The sequence below is a fragment of the Pseudomonas sp. LBUM1668 genome, from assembly GCF_059695715.1.
In genome coordinates this window covers 5,265,967-5,290,799 of the sequence record NZ_CP166787.1, presented here as the reverse complement: position 1 = coordinate 5,290,799, position 24,833 = coordinate 5,265,967, and the positions used below count along the sequence as shown (strand labels likewise).

The following is a 24,833-nucleotide window of genomic DNA, read 5'->3' as shown; positions in this document are numbered from 1 at the left end:
GAGGCCAGACTCGGCGACATCAATGCCGGATCAGCTCGCGCTGGAGCTCAATCATGTGTTCCTGATCAAGCTCAATCCAGACCTGCTGCTTGCCGGCGATCACGGCCCCCGCTGGCAAACCATCCCGATACACCAGCCGATTACTCGCCAGCGCCGGCACTTTCGCCCCTGGCAACAAAGTCCCGGCCAGATTCAGCGGGTCAACTCCGCACACCGTAATCAAGCTGCCGTCATGCGGCCGCCGTCGCACTTCGCGTAACAGCGGAATCGCCTCTGGCAAAGCAAATTGCTCCCCCGCCAGGCCACTGACAAAGCGGCCCCCACGAATCTCGCCGCGCGCCTCCAGTCGATGGAACGTGCGCAGCATTTCGCGCCAGCTCGGCAACCAGTCGGCCTCACGTTCAAGCAAACGCCAGAACACCACGCCGTAGCGCCGTAGCAAGGTCATGGCGACGTGTTCGAGTGTTTCGGCGGGGACGCTCGGGTTATCCACAACCGGCCCGCGCCGCAACAATGCCCAACGCCCGGCGTCGTCCATGCCGCCGATTAACGCTCCGCGCCCGCGCCGACTGCTGCGTTGCTGGCGCTTGCTCGCCGGGGTGATCAACGCACGCAGGCCGGCGAAGCTGTCGGCGTTCACCAGACCGGCGCCGACCAGTTCCTGCAAGGCGATTTCCAGCTCGGTGCGCAGCAGGTGCGCTTCGTGAATCAACTCGTCGAAAAACAACGCGCCGTGCTGACTCAAGGCTTCGAACACTTTCTGCGTTTTTGCCGACAGTTCACTAACCGGCGTCTGCTCGGCGAGCCCGCTCCACAAAACGACCTGACTGCGCGGCAGCAGCACGATCGGTGTACTGCGCAACGCCGTGCCGCTGACTTTCTGCCGGGCGCTGAGACGTGTCCACACCAGTTTGCCGTTGCGACACAGGTCATCCAGCCAGCTCGGTGAATAGTCCTTCAGGCGCGTCGGCAGGATGTCGCTGTCCCACGCCGATGCGGCGGCCGCATAACCTTCGAACTGGCCGACAATCGCCGGCAGTACGGCGTTGCCCTGGCCCTGAGTGCTGGGCGACAAATGCTGCCAGTCGAACAGGAAACGCATGAAATCCTGTAGCGCCACCGGTTCGATTTCCCGGCGCAGGCGCTTGACCGTGTAACGGTGGATGCGCGCCAGCAGATGCCGCTCGCACCATTCTTCAACTGCCACGCCCGGCGTGAACTGGCCGCGCAGCACATAACCTTCGCGCTCAAGATGAGCGAGAGCCGGTGCGACTTGCGCGCTGGCAAGCGCCAAAGGTTCGGCGATGGCGCTTAACGGCAGCGGGCCGAATGCACCGAGCCGCGCACGAATGACCTCGACCAGCGCTTCATCGAAAGTCCAGGCTTCATCGAAACCGGGCAGGGCTTGCTGCTGCGGTTGCAGCGTGGCCTGTGGATAAAGCGCCAGCAGGCACGTCAGTCGTTCCCGCGCCAGCCACAACGAACGTTGTGGGTTGATCTTCAGGAAACAGGCGCGACCAGTGCTGGTCAGTGCATCCAGCCATTCGCGCCACTGTGGGTTGGCCTCAACTTCCAGATCGCTGATACACGCCAGACTCATCAGCGCCTCATGCATTTCATCGAGATTGCCCGGCGTCGGCCAGGCTTCGTCGCGCACAGCATTGATTGCGTCGGCGTCCAGCGCACCGAGGTCGTCGGTCGATTGCGGATCGCTCCAGCGACGGTTGATCACCGCTTGAGTGCGGCGTTCCTCCAGCGGTGCATCGTCGAGAAAGGCATACGGCCGGGCACTCAGGATTTCCGCCGCCAGCGGTGACGGCGCCGGCAGATCGCGGCTGATCAAGCGCACCTCGCCAGCCTCCATGCGCCGCAGCAGGGTGAGCCAGCCTTCACAGTCCATCGCCTCGTGCAGACAATCGTCGAGGGTCTGTTCCACCAGCGGATGCGCGGGGATTTCCCGTTCGCCTGCGAGGTTTTCCAGGCAGGCGATCTGATCGGGAAACACGCTGGCGATCAGGTCTTCACTCTTCATGCGCTGCAACTGCGGCGCGACTTTGCGACCGCCAGTAAAACGCGGCAACGCCAGCGCCACCCCGGCATTCCAGCGCCAGCGCACGCCGAACAGCGGTGCGTCGAGTACCGCTTGAATCAGCAGGTGTTCGGCGCTGTTGCTGTGCAGGTAACGCCAGACATCATCGAGTTCGAAACTGTGGCTGGTCGACAGCGACAGCACGATTGCGTCCTCACTGGCCGCAGCTTGCAATTCGAAGTTGAAGGTGCGGCAGAAACGCTTGCGCAGGGCCAGGCCCCAGGCGCGATTGATGCGGCTGCCGAACGGCGAATGGATGATCAGTTGCGTGCCACCTGACTCGTCGAAAAACCGCTCCATCAGCAACGTGTCTTGCGAAGGCAGGGCGCCGAGCGTCTGTCGTGCACGGGCCAGATATTCGACCAGTTGTTCGGCGCTGGCGACGTTCAGGCCAAGGGTCTGCGTGAGCCAGTCGAGCGCAGGTTGCAGATTGCCGAGGCTGGCGCCGAGCAACTCGTCGAGCGTCGCTTGCAGACGCGCCACGGCGGCCGACAATTCGTCGCTGCGCCCCGGTGCTTCGCCAAGCCAGAACGGAATGCTCGGTGGCTGTCCTTGCGCATCCTCGACGCGGACTTTGCCGGTTTCCACCCGCAGGATGCGATAGGAGGTGTTGCCGAGCTGAAAGACATCACCGGCAATGCTTTCCACGGCGAAGTCTTCGTTGACGCTGCCGATGTTCAGGCCTTGCGGTTCGAGCATCACGCTGTAATCGGCGTTGTCCGGAATGGTCCCGCCGCTGGTCACCGCCGCCAGTCGTGCGCCACGCCGGCCACGCAAGGTGCGGCTGACTGCGTCGCGGTGCAGGTAGGCGCTGCGAATGCCCTGACGGCCGTTATAGCCTTCGGCGAGCATTGTCAGCAGGGCCTGATAGTGGTTTTGGTCGAGATTTCGATAGGGCGAGGCCTGGCGAAACATCGCCAGCAACGCGTCTTCTGACCATTCCCGGCAACTGACTTCGGCGATGATCTGCTGGGCCAGCACGTCCAGCGGTGCTTCGGGGATGTGCAGCGTGTCGAGTTCGCCACGGCGTACGCAGTCGAGCAGCGCGGCGCACTCGATCAGATCGTCACGGGTGGTGGCGAACAATCGCCCTTTAGGCGTGCCGCCGACCTGGTGGCCGGAACGTCCCACTCGTTGCAGAAACCCGGCGATGGAGCGGGGCGAGGCAATCTGGCAGACCAGATCGACTTCACCGATATCAATCCCCAACTCCAGCGATGCGGTGGCAATCAGCACTTGTAGCTCACCGCGCTTGAGCCGCTGTTCGGCATCGAGGCGAAATTCCTTGGCGAGGCTGCCGTGATGCGCGGCCACTGCGTGTTTGCCCAAGCGTTCGCTGAGGTGGCGGCTAAGGCGCTCGGCGAGGCGGCGGGTGTTGACGAAAATCAGCGTGGTGCGGTGCTCGCGGGCCAGTTCGGCGAGGCGGTCGTAAACCAATTCCCAAACGTCGTTGGCCATGACGGCGGACAACGGCACCGACGGCACCTCGATGCCCAGATCCCGTGGGCGCGCATGGCCGATATCGATGATGTCGCAGGTTCGATCATGGCCGACGAGAAACTGCGCCACGGCTTCCACCGGTTTCTGCGTGGCGGACAGGCCGATGCGGGTCAGCGGTTCAGCGCACAGCGCTTGCAGGCGTTCCAGGCTCAGGGCCAGGTGACTGCCGCGTTTACCGGCGGCCATGGCGTGGATTTCGTCGATGATCACGGTGCGCGTGGTGCCGAGCATTTTGCGTCCCGACTCTGAGCCCAGCAGCACGTAAAGCGATTCCGGTGTGGTCACCAGAATGTGCGGCGCGGTCTTGCGCATGGCCGCGCGTTCTTTCTGCGGGGTGTCGCCGGTGCGCACGGCGGTGGTGATTTCCAGCTGCGGCAAGCCCATCTGCCGTAACTGGTCGGTAATCCCGGCGAGCGGATTTTGCAGGTTGATGCGAATGTCGTTGGACAGCGCCTTCAGCGGCGAGACGTAGACCACCAGGGTTTCGTCGGGCAGGCCGGCGGGATTTTCCAGGCCACGATGGACGAGGTCGTCGAGTACGGCAAGAAACGCGGTGAGGGTTTTACCGGAGCCGGTCGGCGCGGCGATCAGCGTTGAGCGGCGCTGCCGGATCAACGGCCATGCGCGGGCCTGAGCGGCGGTGACCGTCGCAAAAGTGTTCCTGAACCAGGCGCTGACGGCGGGGTGAAAGCCTGCCAGGGCCGCGTCCGTGGGGATGGGCAGATTCATGGGACAAGTTATGCGGGCGAGGGCGGGAAGATGCAAGTACCGCCGGGTATCTCGGCTGGCAATCGGGGCCTCATCGCTGGCAAGCCAGCTCCCACATGATTTGTGAACACCTCCAACCCGTTGTTGCTTCAACACAAACTCTGAGCTATCCCACAGAATTTGCAGACACCGCGCAACCTGTGGGAGCTGGCTTGCCAGCGATAGGGCCAGTTGCGTTGGTACAAATCCCGGGGATCTACACTTTACGGGTGACGGTTGCGCACTAAACCCGCAAAATGCAACGATTCCGGCAATTATCGACGACGCTGCTGCAAGCATCGTCGCCAAAGCCATCGTTCCAATCAGACTGGGCCTGCTGACTCTATGCGAATGCGCCTTATGTTACTGGGCGGCGGAAATGCCCTTGGGCAGGCGCTGATTCGCCTCGGTGCGGAAGAAGACATCGGTTTCCTCGCCCCCCGCCCGCCAGAAGACGGCTGGGATGCCGCGAGCCTGACGCAACTGCTCGACGACACTCGTCCGGATGCGTTGATCAACCTCGCCTATTATTTCGACTGGTTCCAGGCCGAAACGGTCAGCGAAAGCCGCATGGCCGGGCAGGAGCGCGCCATCGAGCGTCTGGCCGAACTGTGCCAGCACCACAATATCGTCCTCGTGCAACCGTCCAGTTATCGGGTGTTCGACGGCTCGCGTGCCACCGCGTACAGCGAAAAAGACGAACCGGTGCCGCTGGGCCTGCGTGGTCAGGCGTTGTGGCGGATCGAGCAAAGCGTTCGCGCCACCTGTCCGCAGCATGTGTTGCTGCGTTTCGGCTGGCTGCTCGATGACAGCGCGCAAGGCACCCTTGGGCGTTTCCTCGCCCGCGCCGAACTGCCGGAAGAATTGCTCCTGGCCGATGATCGCCGAGGCAATCCGACTCCGGTCGACGACGCCGCACGGGTGATCATCTCGGTGCTCAAGCAACTCGATTGCGCGGCGCCGCTGTGGGGCACTTATCACTACGCCGGGCATGAGGCGACCACACCGCTGGCGCTGGGGCAGGCGATTCTGACCGAGGCCCGCAGTCTCCACGCGCTGGCCATCGAAGCACCGACCGCCCAGGCTCACGCCGCACGGCCGGACGCTGCCGAGGAACCGCAACACGCGGTGCTCGCCTGCAAGAAAATTCTGCACACTTTCGGGATCAAGCCGCGCGCCTGGCGTGCCGCGCTCCCGGGCTTATTGGATAGGTTTTATCGCCATGGCTGAAGGCACTGTTTTAATCACCGGCGGCGCCGGGTTCATTGGCTCGCACCTGACTGACGCCTTGCTCGCCAAGGGGCATTCGGTGCGGATACTGGACGACCTGTCGACCGGCAAACGCAGCAACCTGCCGCTGGACAACCCTCGGGTGGAACTGATTGTTGGCGATGTCGCCGATGCGGCGCTGGTTGCCCAGGCGATGCAGGGCTGCAGCGCGGTCGCCCACCTGGCGGCTGTGGCCTCGGTGCAAGCGTCGGTGGATGACCCGGTGAAGACTCACCAGAGCAATTTCATCGGCACCTTGAATGTCTGCGAAGCCATGCGTCTGGCCGGGGTCAAGCGTGTTTTATACGCCTCCAGCGCAGCGGTGTATGGCAACAACGGCGAGGGCGAATCGATTGATGAAGACACGCCAAAAGCCCCGCTGACGCCCTACGCGTCGGACAAACTGGCCGGCGAGCACTACTTCGATTTCTACCGCCGCCAGCATGGTCTTGAGCCGGCGATTTTCCGCTTCTTCAATATCTTCGGCCCCCGCCAGGATCCGTCCTCGCCGTACTCGGGGGTCATCAGCATCTTCAGCGAACGCGCGCAGAGCGGCTTGCCGATCACCGTGTTCGGCGATGGCGAGCAGACGCGCGACTTCCTCTATGTCGAGGATCTGGTCGACATTCTGGTGCAGGCAATCGAAAAGCCTGTTGTCGAAACCGGCGCAGTGAACGTCGGCTGGAATCAGGCGATGAGCCTCAAACAGATGCTCGCCGAGCTGCAAAAGGTTGTCGGAGAGTTGCCGCCGATCAGCTACGGCCCAGCCCGCTCCGGCGATATCCGCCATTCGCGGGCGAACAATCGACGGTTGCTCGAGCGATTCGAGCTGCCACCGCAAACGCCGATGAACGTTGGTCTGGCGCGGTTGTTGGGACTCGCCTGAAAAGCCCCTCACCCTAACCCTCTCCCAGAGGGAGGGGGTTGGATTTAGCTAATTCCACAAATCTCCCAGACATGAAAAAGGCGCCCTTCAACAGGCGCCTTTTTCACGGCCGGGATTTGTCTCAATCCCTGTGGCAAGGGAATTTTATTCCCCGATCGACTGCACATCAGTCGCCTTCAGTTTCAACCTGCTCACCACCAAGCCTCATTCACCACCACGTGAACATTCTGTAAATCCGGCTTAGAACTTATAGCCCAAACCGACCATGTAGATGAACGGATCCACATCCACATTCACCCGTGCCCGAGTGCCCGGTGCAACAGCGTTGTTTTCAACGGTCGCGCGAGTATCGATATCGATGTAACGCACTTGGGCGTTGAGCATGATGTTGTCGGTGATCATGTAGTCCGCACCGACCTGCCACGCCAGACCCCAGGAGTTTTTCGCCTTGAAGTTGCTGAACCCGTTGGCGCTGGCTTCGCTGCCGACGTGTTCGTCGTAGATCCAGGTGTAGTTGATGCCGCCACCAACATAAGGTTGGAAAGCCGACTTCGAATCCAGCGGGTAGTAAACGACGCTGAGGGTCGGTGGCAGGTGTTTCAGCGTGCCGAGTTTGCCGTTGGCCGCTGGCAGGGCAGTGCCCTTGAGCTTCACGTCATGTTCAAACGGCGTGGCAGCAAGCAATTCGATACCGACGTGGCTGGTGAGCATGTAAGCGAAGTTCAAACCCAGTTGAGTGTCGCTGCTCATGGTCGCCTTGCCGCCCAGATTGGCGCCGCTCAACGGACCCTGATCGACCTTGACGCTGGAGCTGTCGGCCTTCGGGTTGACGGTGATTGCACCGGCACGGATCAGGATGTCGCCGGCTTCGTGGGCGTGGGCGAGCGGGGCTGCGAGCGCGAGGGCAACCAGCGAAGCGCTGAGCAAGGACTTGTTCATGGGGGCTCCAAAAGGACGTTGAAATTTTCTGATGTCCTATTGTATGAAGCCAACTGATACGGTCTTTTGATTCAGCTCAATGAAACAGTGATGGCGCCAAAAGATCGCAGCCTTCGGCAGCTCCTACAGTTGAAATGCTATCCCTTGTAGGAGCTGCCGAAGGCTGCGATCTTTTGATCTTGAAAGTGCCGGGGTTTACTCCGGCAGCTCATACACGTAAATCTTGTCCGCCTCCATCTGATACCCGGCATCCGCCAGCTCACTGCTGGACGCCTTGACCTGCATCGGCCCCTCGATCCAGTAAGGCTGATAAAGCTCATCGAGCTTCACCCCGAGTTCGCTTTTCACATGCACGATCTGGTTCGACGGTGGCGGCGGCACGTGGATGCAGGCGCCGAAATACGGCACCAGCAAGAAGTCCGTGGTGCGCCCCTCTTCATTGACTTCCAGCGGCACGATATAGCCCGGCAGGCGAATGTTCTGGCCGTCGAGGCTCTGCACCACCGGCGCATTCGGCAAGTCCTGTTTGGCGGCCGGCGCCGATTCAGCCGACAACGCATCGCTCATTTTCGACAGGTCGTGCAGAGGCGTCATGTTCGGCACTTCCGGCGCGGCGTCCGGCGGGATCATTTCCGACCAGGTCAGGTCTTTTGGCGCGGCTGCCCACACGGGCAGGGCGACCATTAATAACAGCGCGAGCAGTGCGCGGGGCATGGTGAACATCCTCATAAACGGATCGACAGGCCATCGGCCAAAGATTGGCGATAGGCGCGCCAGGCCGGCACGCTGCCCATCAGCAGCGCGGCCGCCAGAATGCCACCGAGCAGCGTCCATTCATACTCGCTCGGCCACGCCAGCGGCAGGAACAAACCGTAATTGGCCTGCACGTAACCCTGCGCAGCCGCAATGCCGATGTACAACAACGCCAGCCCGGCGATCACTCCGATCAACGCCAGAGCGAACGCTTCCAGCACCAGCAGACTCGCTATGTGCCACGGCCGCGCACCCACCGAGCGCAGAATCGCCATCTCGCGGCGCCGCTCGTTGAGGCTGGTCAGAATCGCCGTAAGCATGCCAATCAACCCGGTCAGCACCACGAACAGCGAGACCACAAACAGCGCTTTTTCGGCGGTGCTCATCAGGCTCCACAGCTCCTGCAAGGCCACGCCCGGCAGGATCGCCAGCATCGGCTCACCACGGAATTCATTGATCTCGCGTTGCAGGGCGAAGGTGGAAATCTTGCTGTTGAGGCCCAGCATGAACGCGGTGATCGCTTGCGGCGTCAGGTCCATGTTTCGCGCCTGATCCGCACTGATCCGCCCATTGCCACGGGCCGGCACGCCGTTGTGCCAGTCGATGTGAATCGCCTCCATGCCGCCAAGGCTGATGTGCAGCGTGCGATCCACCGGCGTACCGGTGCGCTTGAGAACGCCGACCACGGTGAACGGTTTGTCGTCGTGTTTGACCAGGCTGATCGCGGCCACGCCATGAGCCAGCACCAGTTTGTCGCCGAGTTTGTAATGCAGCGCCTCGGCCACTTCGGCGCCGAGCACCACTTCGAATGGGTCGGTAGCAAAGGCGCGACCGTCGGCCAGCGCCAGATGCTGCTGGCGGCCATATTGGTAATGCTCGAAATAGGCTTCGGTGGTGCCCATCACCCGATAGCCGCGATGGGAGTCGCCTAGGGACATCGGGATCGCCCACTTCACTTTCGGGTTGTTGGCAAAGTGTTCGAAGCTGTCCCAGCGGATGTTATTGGTAGCGTTGCCAATGCGAAACACCGAGTACAGCAGCAGGTTCACCGAACCGGAACGGGCGCCAACAATCAGGTCGGTGCCGCTGATGGTGCTGGCGAAACTGGCTTTGGCTTCGGTGCGCACACGCTCGACGGCCAGCAGCAGGCAGACCGACAGGGCGATGGCGAATGCAGTGAGCAGCGCGGTGAAACGGCGGTTGGCCAGGCTGGCCATGGCCAGACGAAACAGATACATCTCAGACCTCGGCAGACGTGGCGGCGCGATTGAGTTCGGCCAGGGACAGATGACGGTCGAACAGCGGCGCCAGACTCTGGTCGTGGCTGACGAACAGCAGGCTGGAACCGGCCTCGCGGCATTCGGCGAACAACAGGCGAATGAAGTTTTCCCGGGCGTCGTAGTCCAGCGCCGAGGTCGGTTCGTCGGCGATCACCAGTTCTGGCTGACCGATCAACGCACGGGCAGCGGCCACACGTTGTTGCTGACCGATGGACAGCGAGTCGGCGCGGCGACTGAGGATGCTTTCGTCCTTCAGCCCCAAATGCGCGAGCAGGGTTGCCGCGGCTTGATCGACACTGCCGTGACGCTGTTTCGCCCGTCCAGCGCGCAATTTCGAAAAGTGGCAGGGCAGCTCAACGTTCTCGCGCACCGAGAGAAACGGCAGCAGGTTGAACTGCTGGAAGATGTAACCGGTGTGGTCCACGCGGAAAGTGTCGCGGGCACCGGCAGAGAGTTCGGTCAGCTCCTGGCCCAGTAGACGAATGCTGCCGCGATCGGGTTTCTGCACACCGCCCAGCAAGCCGAGCAGGGTCGTCTTGCCGCTGCCGCTGGGGCCTTTGAGGAACAGGGTTTCACCCGCTTCCAGCCGAAACGCCGGGATGTCCAGCAGCAGTGGGTGACCGGGCCAACTGAAGCCCAGGTCGGACAGTTCGATGAGTGCTTGGGTCATGACACCAATTTCAAGAGTTGAACACAAACCCTGTAGGAGCTGCCGAAGGCTGCGATCTTTTGATCCTGGTTTTACAAAAAATCAAAAGATCGCAGCCTTCGGCAGCTCCTACAGGGATCTACACTGGATTCAGAATTTCAGCGAGGCAGCCTTCGCCGTCACTTCCGTACCTTGCTGGCCGCTTGCGCTGATCAGTTGTACCTGAATTTTCTGAGTCGCCGGGAAGGTGCTGAAGATAGTCGCCAGATCCAGCGTCTTCAATGCGCCCGGAGTCGCGCAGCTGAACTGATAGTGCGCGTGGATTTCGCTGTGGTCGTGGTGATGCTCGTGACCGTCCTTGCCGGCTTCATCTTCGTCGTGATCGTCTGCGTCGGGCTTGTCACCGAACAGCGGGCTTTCCAGTTCCTGGCTGACCACTTTGCAACCGGCAGCGGCGGGCAGGTTGAACAGGGCCAATGGCTTTTCAAGTTGCGCACGGGCAGCGGCAACCTTGGCCTTGTCGGCATCCGTGGTGGCGGCGTGTTCGAACCCCACCAGATTCATCGCCGGGCTTTCCAGCTCAAGTTCCAGCGTCTGGCCATCCAGTGCAGCGTTGAGACGGCCAACGCCATGTTCATGCGCGCCGAGGCTACCGTGTTCATGGTCGTGATCGTGGTCATGCTCATCGGCAGCATGGGCAACGGCCAGCGGCAACAGGGCAAACGGCAAAGCGAGCAACAGACGACGCATGGCGGTCTCCGAACAATAAAATGAAAAGTTTGTTATGTAATCTTATAACGAAAGTGCGCAGAGTTTGCCCGTGCGCTTGGCGTTACACAAGTCCCATGGGAGCATGCAGGTCAGAAATGTGCGGGAGCGAACTCAATGTTGCGGATACGCGGAACCGTCGGTGACTTGCCGGTGGATTTGACGGTGGAACTGGATGACAGTGATTGGGCCAAGCTCGGTTCGGCCTTGAATGCGCAGGCGCCAATTGCTCAACCTGAAGGGGTTGCGATAACGCCAGCGGCGAAACCGCTGAACCAGGACGATGCGTTGTGGCAGGTCGCCAAGGATCTGTTGCGCAAGGCCGGGCAACTCAGCGGGCCGGATCTGCTGGAACAGCTCGAAGGGCTGACCGGCAGCGCGGTGTCAGGCAAGCGCCTGCTGGTGCGACTGCGGCACAGTGCGGATGTGAAGGTGATGAGCGGCGGGGATACGCCGCTTTACAGCTGGATCGAGTAGAGCGCAAAAGCAAAAGATCGCAGCCTGCGGCAGCTCCTACAGGTTCAGCATTCACCCGCAAAAAGGTGTGGCGCCCGCGCCCCGTGTTCATACGCAAAACGGTGTGGCCACCGCGCCCCGTATTCAGCCGCAAAACGGATGGCAATCGCCCCCCGTATTCAGCCGCAAAACGGGTGGCGCCCACGATCTGCGTACATCCGCAAAACGGGTGGTCCACGATCCCCTGTAGGAGCTGCGGCACGCTGCGATCTTTTGATCTTCAATAAAGCGCAGCAAACATCTTGCGACGGTAAACAGTCACCAACGGGTGCTCGTTGCCCAACAACTCGAACACCTGCAACAACGTCTTGTGCGGCAAGCCCTCGGCATAACCGCGATTGCGGATAAACAACTTGAGCAAGGCATCCAGCGCCGCTTCATATTGCTGACGCGCCAGTTGCTGGATCGCCAGTTGATACACCGCTTCGTCGTCCTGCGGATCTTTCGCCAAACGTGCTTTCAGGTCGGCGGCGTCCGGCAGGTCGCGGGCGAGGCCGAGGAATTTGATCTGCGCCTTGGCCCCGGCCAGCGCGGCTTTGTGTTCATCGCTCTTGACCGCGTCGAGCACCGTTTGCGCTTCGTCCAGTTCACCTCGTTCGGTCAGGCACCGTGCGTAGAGAATCAGCGCCTTGGCGTTGGTGTTGTCCTCATTAAGCATCACCACCAACGCCGATTCGGCATCTGCGTAGCGACCGTCATCGAACAGCGCCTGAGCCTGTTCGAACGGATCGGCTGCGGCTGGCGGCGGCATCTGGACATGCGGTTCGAGCAATGCGCGCACGGCGGATTCCGGTTGCGCGCCGGCAAAACCGTCCACCGGTTGACCGTCCTTGAACAGCACCACGGTCGGCAGGCTGCGAATGCCGAAACGGGCGACGATGTCTTGCTCGATATCGCAATTGACCTTGGCCAGCAGCAGCTCGCCCTGATAGCTCTCGGCAATGCCCTGCAGCATCGGCATCAACGCCTTGCATGGCGCACACCACTCGGCCCAGAAATCCACCAGCACCGGTTTGTTGAAAGAAGCCTCGATCACCGACTGGTCGAAATCGGCAGTCGTGGCGTCGAAGATGTACGGCGTTTGCTGACTCATGGGGGATCTCTTTTAAGCGTCAATGAACGCACTATAAGGGGTGAAGCAAAAGATCGCAGCCTTCGGCAGCTCCTACAGGTTTATCGTTCATCCGCAATATTGGCGGTGGACCCGACCACTGTAGGAGCTGCCGCAGGCTGCGATCTTTTGGCGTTATCAATCACGTCGCGCATGGTAAAGGCTGACGTGCCGAAATTCTTCCGGCTCAGCCAGATCCGGCAAAGTCATCGCCTCAAGCATCTCTATGCGTTCATACAAAGGATGGCGAAAATTCCGGACCCGCGAATCCGCCACCAATGCTTCGCGGCCACGGCTGAGAAACGCATCCAGCAACGGCAGATTCGCCCGGTCGTACAACACATCCGCGACCAGAATCAGATCAAAGCGATCCGCCTCGGCAAAGAAGTCCGTCGAATAACTCATCTGCACATCATTGAGTTCGGCATTCGCCCGACAGGCAGCAATCGCCAGCGGATCGAGATCACAGGCCACCACTTCCAGCGCGCCGGCCTTCACCGCCGCAATCCCGGCGATGCCGGAACCGGCGCCGAAATCCAGCACGCGTTTGCCGCGCACCCATTCGGGAAACTCAGCCAGATAGCGCGCTACCGCCAGACCGCTGGCCCAGCAAAAGCTCCAGTACGGCGGCTCATGCAGGATGCGCTGGGTTTCTTCCTGGCTGAATTCGCGCGCCATGTTGTCGCCGTCGATCAGCCAGAGCTGTAAATCGGTGCCCGGCAACGCGCAGGCCTTGAGTCTGGCGTCGCCGAGCAAGTCACCCAATGCCTGTTGCAGGTCGAGCGGTGCATTCATGGTGCTTTGACGAATTGCAGCTGGCCCAACGCCTGTGTGGTCGGCTGGGTGATGCTCTGCGATGGCAGATGCAGGATCAGTTGGCCGGACTGACTCGCACGGCCGCGCAACTCAACCCGCGCGCCCGCCGGAAAGGCCTCGGGGTTGAAGCGCACGTGAAACGGCAGAATCTGGTTGTTGCCGATCAGGCTTGAACTGGCGAGCAATTGTTGCGGGCGATCCTTCTCGTCGATCACCAGCAGCGCCAGTTCGACTTCGGCACCGGCCGGCACACCTTGCAGGGTGCCGCTCAGTTCGCGTTGATGGGCGGGCAGCGGGCCGAGGGCGGCGGCCTGATTGGCTTTTTTCTGCGCCTGCTGCGGCGCCGGGCCTGGTGTCGGCGGCTGAGGCTTGGGCGCATCGCTGCCACAGGCCACCAGCAGGCTGAAAAGACTGAGCAAAACGAGCGGACGTAAAGGCATTGGCAGCTCCGGCAAAATGAAATCCATGGATCAAACGATCATGCCCGTCTGTATACCGCAAACCCTATGTCTTGTCTTGCCACCGGGATGCGCTACCATGGCCCTCCCTTTTTTTGTTGCCAGCCACCATGCACTGTCCCTTCTGCGGTGCCAACGACACCAAGGTCATCGACTCGCGTCTGGTCGCCGAGGGCGAACAGGTGCGCCGCCGGCGTGAATGCCTGGCCTGCGGCGAACGTTTCACGACATTCGAGACGGCCGAACTGGTGTTACCGCGCCTGATCAAAACCGACGGCAGCCGCCAACCGTTCGACGAAGAAAAACTGCGCGCGGGCATGCAGCGCGCCCTGGAGAAACGTCCGGTGAGCGTCGAGCGCCTCGAATCCTCTCTGGTTCACATCAAGCACAAGCTGCGCGCCACCGGCGAGCGCGAGGTCAAATCCCTCGTGGTCGGCGAACTGGTCATGGCCGAGCTGCAAAAGCTTGATGAAGTCGCCTACATCCGTTTCGCTTCGGTGTACAAGCGCTTCCAGGATCTCAACGAGTTCCGCGAAGAAATCGACCGCCTCGCCCGCGAACCGGTGAAAGAATGACCACCGTCGCCGAGCAGGCCATCCTCGACGCCCACTTCATGGCGCGCGCGCTGGAACTGGCGCGCAAAGGTCACTACACCACGCACCCCAATCCTCGGGTTGGCTGTGTGATCGTGAAGGACGGTCAGATTGTCGGCGAAGGCTGGCACGAGCGCGCCGGCGAACCTCACGCCGAAGTCCACGCCTTGCGCGCCGCCGGTGAGCTGGCCCGCGGCGCTACGGCATACGTCACCCTCGAGCCTTGCAGCCACCATGGGCGTACGCCGCCGTGCGCCGATGCGCTGGTCATTGCCGGTGTCGCCCGAGTGGTTGCGGCAATGCGTGATCCGAATCCGCAAGTGGCCGGGCGTGGTTTGCAGCGTCTGGCCGATGCCGGCATTGCGACTGAAAGCGGCGTGCTGGAATCTGAAGCGCGCAAGCTCAATCACGGATTTCTGAAGCGCATGGAACACGGCTTGCCGTTTGTGCGGGTCAAGTTGGCCATGAGTCTTGATGGTCGCACGGCGATGGAAAGCGGCGAGAGTCAGTGGATCACTGGCCCTGCCGCGCGTTCAGCGGTGCAGCGTTTGCGCGCTCAGGCGGCCGTGGTGCTGACCGGCGCCGATACCGTGCTGGCCGATGGCGCACGCTTGACGGTGCGCGCCGACGAACTGGGTCTGGATGCCGAGCAAACCGCATTGGCCATGAGCCGTCCGCCGCTGCGGGTTTTGATCGACGGGCGTCTGCGGGTGCCGCTTGATGCACCTTTCTTCAAGGCTGGCCCGGCGTTGGTCGCGACCTGCATGGCCGTCGAAGAGCAATACGCCAACGGCCCGGAATGTTTGATCGTGCCGGGTGATGACGGTCAGGTCGACCTGCATCAACTGCTGGTCGAGTTGGCCAACCGTGACGTCAACGAGGTGCTGGTCGAGGCCGGTCCTCGTCTGGCGGGGGCGTTTGCCCAACTCGGTCTGGTCGATGAGTTCGTGATCTTTATCGCCGGCAAGTTCCTTGGCTCCACGGCGCGTCCATTGCTGGACTGGCCGCTGGCCTATATGAAGGACGCGCCGGAGCTGAAAATCACTGAAATTCGTGCGGTGGGCGATGACTGGCGAGTCACTGCCGTCCCTGTCCTTACGGCGAGCGTATAATTCCCGGCCATCGCGTTAGCGCTGGCTTCGTTCTCAAGGAGAACCCCATGTTTACCGGCATCATCGAATCCATCGGCAGCATCCGTGCAATGACCCCAAAGGGCGGCGATGTACGGGTGCATGTTGAAACCGGCAAGCTCGACCTGAGCGACGTCAAACTCGGCGACAGCATCGCGGTCAACGGCGTCTGCCTGACGGCTGTCGAGCTGCCGGGCAACGGCTTTGCCGCCGACGTCAGCCGCGAAACGCTGGACTGCACGGCCATGAATGACCTGAAAAGCGGCAGCCCGGTCAATCTGGAAAAAGCCCTGACCCCAACCACTCGTCTGGGTGGTCACCTGGTCAGCGGTCACGTCGACGGTGTCGGCGAAATCGTCTCGCGCGCCGATAATGCCCGCGCCGTGGAATTTCGCATCCGCGCACCGAAAGACCTGGCCAAGTACATCGCCCATAAAGGCTCGATCACCGTCGACGGCACCAGCCTGACCGTGAACGCAGTCGATGGCGCCGAGTTCATGCTCACGATCATTCCGCACACCCTGAGCGAAACCATCATGGCTTCCTACAAGCCGGGTCGTCGGGTGAATCTGGAGGTCGACTTGCTGGCGCGTTATCTGGAGCGCCTGCTGTTGGGCGACAAGGCCGCAGAGCCGAGCGCTGGTGGCACGATTACCGAAAGCTTTCTGGCCGCCAACGGCTACCTCAATTCCTGACTGAAGGGGGTGCCTTGTGGCGCTCAATAGCATCGAAGAACTGGTTGAAGACATCCGCCAAGGCAAGATGGTCATCCTCATGGATGACGAAGACCGCGAGAACGAAGGCGACCTGATCATGGCCGCCGAGTGCTGCAAGGCCGAACACATCAACTTCATGGCCAAGCATGCCCGTGGCTTGATCTGCATGCCGATGAGCCGCGAGCGCTGCGAACTGTTGAAGCTGCCGCTGATGGCGCCACGCAACGGTTCCGGGTTCGGTACCAAGTTCACCGTGTCGATCGAAGCAGCTGAAGGCGTGACCACCGGCATCTCCGCCGCTGACCGTGCACGCACCGTGCAGGCTGCCGCCGCGAAAGACGCCAAGGCTGAAGACATCGTCAGCCCCGGCCACATCTTCCCGCTGATGGCTCAGGCTGGCGGCACCCTGGCGCGCGCTGGCCACACTGAAGCTGCTTGCGACCTGGCGCGCATGGCCGGTTTCGAGCCGAGCGGCGTGATCTGCGAAGTGATGAACGACGACGGCACCATGTCCCGTCGCACTGAGCTGGAAGCGTTCGCCGCTGAACACAACATCAAGATCGGCACCATTGCCGACCTGATTCACTACCGGATGATCCACGAACGTACCGTTCAGCGGATTGCCGAGCAGCCACTGGACAGCGAACTGGGCCAATTCAACCTGGTGACCTATCGTGATTCGGTGGAAGGCGACGTGCACATGGCCCTGACGCTGGGCACCGTTTGCGCTGAAGAACCAACCCTGGTTCGCGTGCACAACATGGACCCGCTACGCGATCTGCTGATGGTCAAACAACCGGGCCGCTGGAGCCTGCGCGCCGCCATGGCTGCAGTTGCCGAGGCCGGCAGCGGCGTGGTGCTGTTGCTGGGTCATCCGCTCGATGGCGACGTGTTGCTGGCGCATATTCGTGAAACCGGCGATCAGGTACCGGCGAAAAAACCGACCACTTACAGCATCGTTGGTGCCGGTTCGCAGATCCTGCGTGACCTCGGTGTACGCAAAATGCGCCTGATGTCGGCACCGATGAAATTTAATGCGATATCCGGTTTCGATCTGGAAGTTGTAGAATACGTGCCCTCCGAATAATGACCGGTTGTTTCCGACATTGTTGACATGGATTCTTGTGGTGAGGGGATTTATCCCGAAGGCTGCGCAGCGGCCCCTGTTTTGGGACTGCTACGCAGTCCATCGGGGATAAATCCCCTCGCCACAGCTAATATCACTGAGGGATGCGTACGAGACGCGTCCCGGCTCTTTAAGAGATCTGACGAATGACCCTGAAGACCATCGAAGGTACCTTCATCGCCCCTAAAGGCCGCTACGCTCTGGTAGTGGGCCGTTTCAACAGCTTCGTTGTTGAAAGCCTGGTCAGCGGTGCAGTTGATGCCCTGGTTCGCCACGGCGTGAGCGAAAGCGACATCACCATCATCCGCGCTCCTGGCGCCTTCGAAATCCCGCTGGTTGCGCAGAAAGTCGCTCAGAAAGGCGAGTTCGCAGCAATCATCGCCCTCGGCGCGGTCATTCGTGGCGGTACTCCGCACTTCGAATACGTGGCAGGCGAGTGCACCAAGGGCCTGGCCCAGGTGTCCATGGAGTTCGGCGTTCCGGTCGCGTTCGGCGTCCTGACCGTTGATTCCATCGAGCAAGCCATCGAACGTTCCGGCACCAAGGCCGGTAACAAAGGTGCCGAAGCTGCCCTGTCCGCGCTGGAAATGGTCAGCCTGCTGGCACAGTTGGAGGCCAAGTGATTAGCGACGAAAGCGATCGTTTCAACCCGCGCGACCCACGTCCAGCGGACGCCGGCAAGCCTTCGAAAAGCGAAAAGCGCCGGGCTGCCCGTCAGTTGGCGACTCAGGCGCTGTACCAGCGTCTTCTGGCTGGCACTTCGCTGAACGAAATCGAAGCGCAGTTTCGCGTCGACAACGATTTCACCTTTGCCGATGCCAGCTACTTCCACGACATCCTGCACGGTGTTCCGGCCAACCAGACCGAGATCGACACTGCGTTGGCGCCGTGCCTGGACCTGACCATCGAAGAGCTGGACCCGGTTGAGCTGTGCGTGCTGCGCCTGTCCACCTGGGAGCTGCTCAAGCGCGTCGACGTGCCGTACCGCGTGGTGATCAACGAAGGCATCGAACTGGCGAAAGTCTATGGTTCGACCGACGGCCACAAGTTCGTCAACGGTGTGCTCGACAAGCTGGCCCCGCGTCTGCGTGAAGCTGAAGTGAAGGCGTTCAAGCGCTGATATGCGCTTGATACCCAATGGGCGAGTTTGAGCTGATCCGCAATTTCTTCGCCGCCGCGCCTTGTGCGCAGGGCGGCGAGGGCGTTGCTCTCGGGATCGGCGACGACTGCGCCTTGCTGGCGGTTCCCCCCGGGGAACAGCTGGCCATTTCCACCGATACGCTGGTGGCCGGCGTGCATTTCGCCGATCCCTGCGATCCGTTTTTGCTCGGTCAGCGCTCGCTGGCCGTCGCGGTCAGCGATCTGGCCGCCATGGGCGCCACGCCCATCGCCTTTACCCTTGCCCTGACTGTGCCGACGGTGACCGCCGATTGGCTGCAAGCCTATGCCCACGGTTTGAACCGCATGGCGCAGAACTGCGGCGTGGCTCTGGTGGGTGGTGACACCACGCGCGGGCCGTTGAGCCTGACCGTCACTGTGTTCGGTCGCGTCCCGACCGGATTGGCCTTGACCCGCAACGGTGCGCAGCCAGGTGATTTGCTGTGTGTCGGCGGTGAGCTGGGCAATGCCGCTGGCGCGTTGCCGCTGGTGTTGGGCCAGCGCGACGCCGCGGCGGATATCGCTCAGCCGCTGCTCGATCACTACTGGTCACCGCAACCGCAACTCGCGCTCGGTCAGGCGCTACGCGGCAAAGCCACGTCAGCGCTGGATATCTCCGACGGTTTGCTCGCCGATTGTGGGCACATCGCGTTGGCGTCGAAGGTGCGACTTGAAATTGAACGTGAGCGTGTGCCGTTGTCGGATGCACTAGTGGCGTTTCTCGGTCAGCGCGGTGCCGAGCGTGCGGCGCTGAGCGGTGGCGATGATTACGTGCTGGCCTTCACGCTGCCGTCCGTCGAGTTGCCGGCACTGCTGGCCGCTGGTTGGCCGATCCATGTGATCGGTCGTGTGGCGCAGGGGCAGGGCGTGGCGCTACTGGACCGCGAAGGGCACGACATCACCCCGCAAATCCGGGGCTATCAACATTTTCAGGAGTCACCGTGACAGATCACCCGAAACAGGTTCCGGCCGAATTCGTCCCGCCTTCTGTCTGGCGCAATCCCTGGCATTTCCTTGCCTTCGGCTTCGGTTCGGGTACTTTGCCCAAAGCGCCGGGCACGTGGGGTTCGCTCGTTGCGCTACCCTTTATCCCGTTGTGGCAGATGTTGCCCGACTGGGGGTACTGGCTGATGCTCGGCATCACCATGCTGTTCGGCTTCTGGCTGTGCGGCAAGGTCGCCGACGATCTGCGCGTGCACGACCACGAAGGCATCGTCTGGGACGAAATGGTCGGGATGTGGATCACCCTGTGGCTGGTGCCGGAAGGCTGGTACTGGTTGCTCGCGGGTTTCCTGGTGTTCCGCTTCTTCGACATTCTCAAGCCGTGGCCGATCCGCTGGATCGACCGGCATGTTCATGGCGGAGTCGGCATCATGCTCGACGACGTGCTGGCCGGCGTGTTCGCCTGGCTGGCGATGCAGGGACTGGTGTGGGTATTTGCCTGATTCGAGGGTTGTCAGGCTAGAGAGGGTATTAAGGATGTCGCGGCGCTGGTTGGCAGGGGTGGTTTTGGCTGTGCTGGGCACTGTCGCCAGTGCGCAGGAAACCGCGCCGGCGCCCCCGGTTATTCGTCTGGCCAGCGAAGTCTGGGAAGACTACACCGCTGCCGATGGCCATGGGCTGGCCTGGGATGTGTTGCGCAAAGTGTTCGAACCGGTCGGGGTAAAACTCGATATTCGCAGCGAACCCTATACGCGTTCTGTAGGGCTGGCGCAGCGTGCTGAAGTCGATGCTTGCGTGGGCTCGTATCACGAAGAGTTCAGTGATCTGCTCTATCCGCGCTGGAATTTCGACACCGATCACGTCTATGCGCTGGGCCTTGCCAGCAACCCGGCACCAACGCTGGAGACCTTGGGCAACTATCGGCTGGCCTGGGTGCGCGGCTACGACTATCAGAGCTACTTGCCCAATGTACGCAGCTTCAACGAAGTGATCCGGCGCACCGGGATCCTGTCGATGCTGACCCACAACCGTGCCGACTATTACATCGACGCGCTGACTGAAATCAATTACGTGCTCAGTCGGGCGAGGGATCCGTCGCAATTTCGCACGACCCATGTTGCCGAGTTGCCGCTGTACCTGTGCTTCGCCAATACCCCCAAGGCCCGCACATTGATGGCGCTGTTTGACCGGCGCATGGATCAACTGGTGAAGAGCGGCGAGCTGAAACCGATTTTCGAGAAGTGGAAGCAGCCGTATCCGTTTAGCGCGGGCGCCGCGAATCCCCTGTAGGAGCTGCGGCACGCTGCGATCTTTTGATCTTGATTTTGAAAGCCGGATCAAAAGATCGCAGCCTCGTTTCACTCGACAGCTCCTACACAGGTCTGTGTTGTCGGGTAAGTCATCAAACTTTTTGATCGTTATGCCCGATAATTCAGCCTAAGCGTCTGTAGGAACCTGCTGTTACAATGCCGCCCAGCGAATCTTCAGACTTTTTTTAGATCAGGAGCACACCGGTGCCTGTCGTTTTTGTCGCCGCTTCCAAGCTGCCAACGCCTTTTGCGCAATTCACCATGCACGGCTTTCTAGATGAAGCCACCGGCCGCGAGCATGTCGTGCTGAGCCTGGGTGATTTTGCCGACGGTGCCCCGGTACTCGGCCGTTTGCACTCCGAATGCCTGACTGGCGATGCCTTGTTCAGCCAGCGCTGCGACTGCGGTTCGCAGCTTGAGGGCGCGCTAAAGGCCATCGCCCGCGAAGGTCGTGGCGTATTGCTCTATCTGCGTCAGGAAGGTCGCGGCATCGGTCTGTTGAACAAGATCCGCGCCTACGAATTGCAGGATGGCGGCGCTGACACCGTTGAAGCCAACGAGCGTCTGGGCTTTGCCGCCGACCAGCGCGACTACGCCATGTGCCTGCCGATGCTCGAACACCTCGGGGTCAAAGCCCTGCGTCTGATGACCAACAACCCGCGCAAGGTCAAAGCCTTGACCGACATGGGCATCGTCGTCGCCGAGCGCGTGCCGCTGCACACCGGCCACAACCCGCACAACAAACTGTACCTGGCGACCAAGGCCAGCAAGCTCGACCACATGATGGGCAACGAGCATCAGGGCGAGGTAGACCGGGCGTGACTCGCGGTCAGGTAAAGCGTCGCCTCAGCGTCGACTGGTGGAAATACCTGGCGTTAGCGCTGGTGCCGTTGTTCGTGCTGAATGCTGTGTTTGCTCAGAACGAGCCGATTCTGCCGGTGCTGGCGATGCCGCTGTTTATCGCCGGTGTCGCGTCGATGTTCGTCAGCCTGAAGTTTTTTGGCCGCTACAAACATGCGCTGATCGCCACGCAGAAATCCCTCGACACTGCAGATGAACCGGCGGCCTGGATCGCCCTCGCAGCAAGTCGCCGAGCGGCATTTCTAGCGGCCGCTTTGCCCGCGTGGGTCGGTGCACTGGCGGTATTTGTCGGCCTTGAAGCCATACCGCTGATGTTGCTGGCGCTGTCCACTGTCGTGCTGTTTTACCTCTACCGTATCCCGCGTCAACTCGGCTGATGCGCCATCTCTGGCTGGCGGTTCTGCTGCTGGCCATCAATGGCCCTGTATTCGCCGCTCTGCGCGTGGTCAGCCTCGCGCCGTCGCTTTCTGAAATCGTCGTTGAACTGGATTCCGCCGATCTGCTGGTCGGCGTGCTGGATGCGGGCGAGCGGCCTGCAGCAATTGCGAATCTTCCCTCGGTGGGTCGCTATGGTCAGCTCGACATGGAGCGTTTGCTCAGCCTCAAACCTGATCTGTTGTTGCTCTGGCCCGGCAGTGTCGGGCCGGCGCAGCGCGATCAGCTCCAGCGGCTGAACATCCCTACTTACGTCGCCGAACCGCACAGTCTTGAACAGCTTTCTGCGCAGATCGAAGCCATTTCGTCTCAGCTCGGTCGGCCCGAGCGCGGGGCTGTGTTGGCGGCGGATGTTCGCAAGAAACTCGACGGCTTGCGCCAGCGTTATCACCGGGATAGGCCACTTAAGGTGTTCTATCAGGTGTGGGACAAGCCGCTGTATACCGTCGGCGGGGGGCAGATCATCAGCGATGCGCTTGAGGTGTGCGGGGCGCGCAATGTGTTCGGCGACTTGAGTCTGCCGGCGCCGCAAGTCAGCATTGAGGCGGTGTTGCAGCGAGATCCCGAGGTGATTCTGGCCAGTGATCAGGCGCAGCTGGATGCATGGAAGGCGTGGCCGCAGGTGACGGCTGTAAAGCAGAGGCAATTGCTGCTGGTCACCGACAAAGGCCTGGAACGCCCGAGCGCTCAGATGATCGATGCCACCGCCAAACTCTGCCACCTCATCCAGCCTGACAAATAACCCCTGTAGGAGCTGCCGCAGGCTGCGATCTTTTGATGTTGTTTTATAAGATCAAAAGATCGCAGCCTTCGGCAGCTCCTACAGGGAACATCAGCAATATCAGCAATATCAGCAATTTCAGAAGTTTCAGCGCAGTTCGGGGGTCCAGGTCACCCCAAACATCCACGCTCGACCTTCTTCGCGATAACCATATTGGCTGCCGTCATAGCTGTAGTTTGCGCGGCTGTAACCCTTGTCCAGCAGGTTATCCACCTTCAGATCCAGTTTGATCTCCCGGTTCAGCGTCCAACTGCTGCGCAGGCCGAACAGCGCATAGCCGCCTAGTGCTTGATTGTTGTTCAGGTCGTCATAACTGCTGCTCACCGCCTGCCAACTGGCGCCGAGGCTCAGTCGATCAAACTGCCGATCCAGATCCCAACTCAACGTTCGCCGTGCTCGCCGCGCCAACGTATGGCCGGTATCACGGTCGCGCGGGTCGATGATCGATACGCCAAGGTTGCTCTGCCAACCAAACAATTCCTGCTTCAGCGCCGCTTCGAAACCATTGATCCGTGCTGAAGCCACGTTCTCCGGCCGTGAGTTGCTGCCGAAGATGATCGCGTCCTCAAGATCCGTACGGTACAGCGACGCTTCCAGACGACTGCTGTCGCTCAGTTGGCTGCGCCATTGCAGCTCATAGCTTTTCGAGGTTTCCGGTTTCAGGTTCGGGTTGCTGAAATCAGGGTAGTACAGGTCGTTGAAGGTCGGTGCACGGAAGCCTTCGCTGTAGCTGAGCAGCAGATCGTTGTCCGGATTAAGCGGCAGGGTGAAGGTGCCGCTCCAGGTGTTCTGGCTGCCGAACTGTTGGTTGTCGTCGTGACGCAAACCCAGCTCCGTGGAGAAACTGTCGGCCTGATAACGGTGCTGGATGAACGCGGCGCGGTTCCAGCGGCTGTCCTCGTCGAACGCGGTGCTGCTGTTGACCCGGTCTTCGTACCAGTCGCCGCCCAGGATCAGGCTGTTGCGCGCATCCAGGGTCAGGTCGTTCTGCCAGTTCACCGAGTCGCGGTAGGTGTTGAATACCGTGCGCTCGTCGCTGAGCTTGTCGAGGGTCTTTTCGCGGTTCTCTGTGTGGCCGAATTCGACGCGGGTTTTCCAGATATCGTTGACCCGGGCATCGACGTAACTGCTGACGCTACTAACGTTGAAATCGCTGTAAGGCTGTTGCTGGACCGCTTCGAACGTGGTCATGTCGAAGCGGCCGAACGGATTGTCGAACTCGCTTTTGCCACGGTTATCCAGCAGGTTGGCGCCGACTTCTATGTCATCAGTCAGCGCATGGCTGAGGCTCAGGCTGACGGACTTGTTGCGGTAGGCATCGTGATCGCCGTCGCTCGGATATGACTCATGAGTACGGTCGATCCCGGCGGTTTCATCCAGGCTGGCGCCGAGGTTGAAGCGAGTTTTGTCGTCGCCACCGGACAGGCCGAGGCTGCGCTCCCAGGTTTGATGGCTGCCGAAGCCGACATGCATGCGCGGTTGCAAGCCTTGCTCAGTCCCACGGCGGGTAAAAATCTGAATCACCCCGCCAATCGCATCGCTGCCGTAGATCACCGAGCGCGAACCGCGCAGCACTTCCACGCGTTCGATCTGCTCGATGTTCAGGTGCTGCAGATTGCTGTCACCGGAAGTGGAGTTGCCGATGCGCTGGCCGTCGACCAGCACCAGGCTTTGCGCCGACTGCGTGCCGCGGATATAGACCCCGGGCAAGCTGCCGCGCCCACCTGCTTGTGCTACTTGCACGCCCGGCACACGCCGCAGCAGGTCCGGAACATCGCTCGGTTGCAGACGATCGATGTCTTCGCGGGTGAACACGGTGTTGGCGGCGCTGCTGTCATTGCGCGCTTCGACCTGACGGTTGGCGCTGATCAACACGTCCGATAGCTTCAGCGCTTGATCGCGCTCGAAAGTGTCGGCGACAGCGTTGGCGGTCGGCAGCAGAAGGAAGGGCAGGGCGAGGCGCGAGAGTTTCATGGCAATCCATGGTTTATGCAAAACCG

Annotated in this window: 25 protein-coding genes; 15 read left to right on the top strand and 10 right to left on the bottom strand. The window is 61.2% G+C overall.

Translation table 11 applies throughout. The features are described from left to right. Positions 1-19 precede the first annotated feature (19 nt). Complete coding sequence (locus ACA061_RS23805; protein ID WP_497300149.1) at positions 20-4,318, bottom strand: DEAD/DEAH box helicase; 4,299 nt, start codon at positions 4,316-4,318, stop codon at positions 20-22. Positions 4,319-4,681: 363 nt separating this feature from the next. On the opposite strand from ACA061_RS23805, the gene ACA061_RS23800 reads away from it, so the two are divergent. Beyond that, the gene (locus tag ACA061_RS23800; RefSeq protein WP_402805570.1) at positions 4,682-5,566 is read left to right on the top strand and encodes a sugar nucleotide-binding protein; all 885 of its coding nucleotides are present in this window, start codon (positions 4,682-4,684) and stop codon (positions 5,564-5,566) included. After that, complete coding sequence (gene pgnE, locus ACA061_RS23795) at positions 5,559-6,491, top strand: UDP-N-acetylglucosamine epimerase PgnE (protein WP_150617270.1); 933 nt, start codon at positions 5,559-5,561, stop codon at positions 6,489-6,491. The genes ACA061_RS23800 and pgnE overlap by 8 nt, the downstream gene beginning before the upstream one ends. 240 nt (positions 6,492-6,731) lie before the next feature. Here the strand turns inward: pgnE and ACA061_RS23790 are convergent, their stop codons facing one another. From ACA061_RS23790 to ACA061_RS23770, 5 genes are all read right to left on the bottom strand, one after another. Then, positions 6,732-7,430 carry an OmpW/AlkL family protein gene (locus ACA061_RS23790; RefSeq protein ID WP_150595190.1) on the bottom strand — a complete coding sequence of 233 codons (699 nt, stop codon included), beginning with the start codon at positions 7,428-7,430 and terminating at the stop codon, positions 6,732-6,734. Positions 7,431-7,625: 195 nt separating this feature from the next. Next, the gene (locus ACA061_RS23785; RefSeq protein WP_210701791.1) at positions 7,626-8,144 is read right to left on the bottom strand and encodes a DUF3299 domain-containing protein; all 519 of its coding nucleotides are present in this window, start codon (positions 8,142-8,144) and stop codon (positions 7,626-7,628) included. 11 nt (positions 8,145-8,155) lie between these two features. Beyond that, positions 8,156-9,421: an ABC transporter permease gene (locus tag ACA061_RS23780; protein ID WP_210554824.1), complete on the bottom strand. Its 1,266-nt coding sequence runs from the start codon at positions 9,419-9,421 to the stop codon at positions 8,156-8,158. A gap of 1 nt (position 9,422) precedes the next feature. Then, positions 9,423-10,133 carry an ABC transporter ATP-binding protein gene (locus ACA061_RS23775; RefSeq protein WP_150617271.1) on the bottom strand — a complete coding sequence of 237 codons (711 nt, stop codon included), beginning with the start codon at positions 10,131-10,133 and terminating at the stop codon, positions 9,423-9,425. 129 nt (positions 10,134-10,262) lie between these two features. After that, positions 10,263-10,862 (bottom strand): DUF2796 domain-containing protein, encoded by a 600-nt coding sequence (locus ACA061_RS23770; RefSeq protein WP_497300148.1) that lies wholly within the window; start codon positions 10,860-10,862, stop codon positions 10,263-10,265. A gap of 135 nt (positions 10,863-10,997) precedes the next feature. Between ACA061_RS23770 and ACA061_RS23765 the strand changes: the two genes are divergently transcribed. Then, entirely contained in the window at positions 10,998-11,357 is a 360-nt protein-coding gene (locus tag ACA061_RS23765; protein WP_210701793.1) for a hypothetical protein, read from the top strand. A 259-nt stretch (positions 11,358-11,616) separates the two neighbouring features. Here the strand turns inward: ACA061_RS23765 and trxA are convergent, their stop codons facing one another. From trxA to ACA061_RS23750, 3 genes are all read right to left on the bottom strand, one after another. Next, a complete protein-coding gene (trxA, locus tag ACA061_RS23760) occupies positions 11,617-12,489 on the bottom strand; it encodes a thioredoxin (RefSeq protein ID WP_497300147.1) in 873 nt (290 codons plus the stop codon). Between the two features lie 156 nt (positions 12,490-12,645). Next, a complete protein-coding gene (locus ACA061_RS23755) occupies positions 12,646-13,302 on the bottom strand; it encodes a class I SAM-dependent methyltransferase (protein WP_497300146.1) in 657 nt (218 codons plus the stop codon). Continuing rightward, on the bottom strand, positions 13,299-13,763 hold the full coding sequence (locus tag ACA061_RS23750; protein ID WP_497300145.1) for a hypothetical protein: 465 nt from the start codon (positions 13,761-13,763) through the stop codon (positions 13,299-13,301). Before ACA061_RS23750 ends, ACA061_RS23755 begins: the two co-directional genes overlap by 4 nt. Positions 13,764-13,891: 128 nt before the next feature. On the opposite strand from ACA061_RS23750, the gene nrdR reads away from it, so the two are divergent. The 12 genes from nrdR to ACA061_RS23690 all read left to right on the top strand — a co-directional run bounded on the left by nrdR (position 13,892) and on the right by ACA061_RS23690 (position 22,794). After that, positions 13,892-14,356, top strand: coding sequence for a transcriptional regulator NrdR (nrdR, locus tag ACA061_RS23745; protein ID WP_007910946.1), 465 nt, complete (start codon positions 13,892-13,894; stop codon positions 14,354-14,356). Continuing rightward, on the top strand, positions 14,353-15,486 hold the full coding sequence (gene ribD, locus ACA061_RS23740; protein WP_497300144.1) for a bifunctional diaminohydroxyphosphoribosylaminopyrimidine deaminase/5-amino-6-(5-phosphoribosylamino)uracil reductase RibD: 1,134 nt from the start codon (positions 14,353-14,355) through the stop codon (positions 15,484-15,486). The genes nrdR and ribD overlap by 4 nt, the downstream gene beginning before the upstream one ends. Before the next feature lie 47 nt (positions 15,487-15,533). Continuing rightward, on the top strand, positions 15,534-16,199 hold the full coding sequence (locus ACA061_RS23735; RefSeq protein WP_150595199.1) for a riboflavin synthase: 666 nt from the start codon (positions 15,534-15,536) through the stop codon (positions 16,197-16,199). Positions 16,200-16,215: 16 nt separating this feature from the next. Continuing rightward, complete coding sequence (ribBA, locus tag ACA061_RS23730; protein WP_150595200.1) at positions 16,216-17,307, top strand: bifunctional 3,4-dihydroxy-2-butanone-4-phosphate synthase/GTP cyclohydrolase II; 1,092 nt, start codon at positions 16,216-16,218, stop codon at positions 17,305-17,307. A 185-nt stretch (positions 17,308-17,492) separates the two neighbouring features. After that, the gene (gene ribH, locus ACA061_RS23725) at positions 17,493-17,969 is read left to right on the top strand and encodes a 6,7-dimethyl-8-ribityllumazine synthase (RefSeq protein ID WP_003228649.1); all 477 of its coding nucleotides are present in this window, start codon (positions 17,493-17,495) and stop codon (positions 17,967-17,969) included. Then, a complete protein-coding gene (gene nusB, locus ACA061_RS23720; RefSeq protein ID WP_047303669.1) occupies positions 17,966-18,466 on the top strand; it encodes a transcription antitermination factor NusB in 501 nt (166 codons plus the stop codon). Before ribH ends, nusB begins: the two co-directional genes overlap by 4 nt. A 17-nt stretch (positions 18,467-18,483) precedes the next feature. Beyond that, positions 18,484-19,449 (top strand): thiamine-phosphate kinase, encoded by a 966-nt coding sequence (thiL, locus tag ACA061_RS23715; protein ID WP_497300143.1) that lies wholly within the window; start codon positions 18,484-18,486, stop codon positions 19,447-19,449. Further along, complete coding sequence (locus tag ACA061_RS23710) at positions 19,446-19,949, top strand: phosphatidylglycerophosphatase A family protein (protein WP_011336134.1); 504 nt, start codon at positions 19,446-19,448, stop codon at positions 19,947-19,949. Before thiL ends, ACA061_RS23710 begins: the two co-directional genes overlap by 4 nt. A 34-nt stretch (positions 19,950-19,983) precedes the next feature. Further along, positions 19,984-20,736 carry a substrate-binding periplasmic protein gene (locus ACA061_RS23705; protein WP_497300142.1) on the top strand — a complete coding sequence of 251 codons (753 nt, stop codon included), beginning with the start codon at positions 19,984-19,986 and terminating at the stop codon, positions 20,734-20,736. 224 nt (positions 20,737-20,960) lie between these two features. Then, on the top strand, positions 20,961-21,578 hold the full coding sequence (gene ribA, locus ACA061_RS23700; protein WP_150617279.1) for a GTP cyclohydrolase II: 618 nt from the start codon (positions 20,961-20,963) through the stop codon (positions 21,576-21,578). Then, on the top strand, positions 21,575-21,994 hold the full coding sequence (locus ACA061_RS23695; RefSeq protein ID WP_210701796.1) for an MFS transporter: 420 nt from the start codon (positions 21,575-21,577) through the stop codon (positions 21,992-21,994). The genes ribA and ACA061_RS23695 overlap by 4 nt, the downstream gene beginning before the upstream one ends. Further along, complete coding sequence (locus ACA061_RS23690; RefSeq protein ID WP_497300141.1) at positions 21,994-22,794, top strand: cobalamin-binding protein; 801 nt, start codon at positions 21,994-21,996, stop codon at positions 22,792-22,794. The genes ACA061_RS23695 and ACA061_RS23690 overlap by 1 nt, the downstream gene beginning before the upstream one ends. A 126-nt stretch (positions 22,795-22,920) precedes the next feature. On the opposite strand, the gene ACA061_RS23685 is transcribed toward ACA061_RS23690, so the two are convergent. Then, a complete protein-coding gene (locus tag ACA061_RS23685; RefSeq protein ID WP_497300140.1) occupies positions 22,921-24,807 on the bottom strand; it encodes a TonB-dependent receptor domain-containing protein in 1,887 nt (628 codons plus the stop codon). Between the last annotated feature and the right edge of the window lie 26 nt (positions 24,808-24,833).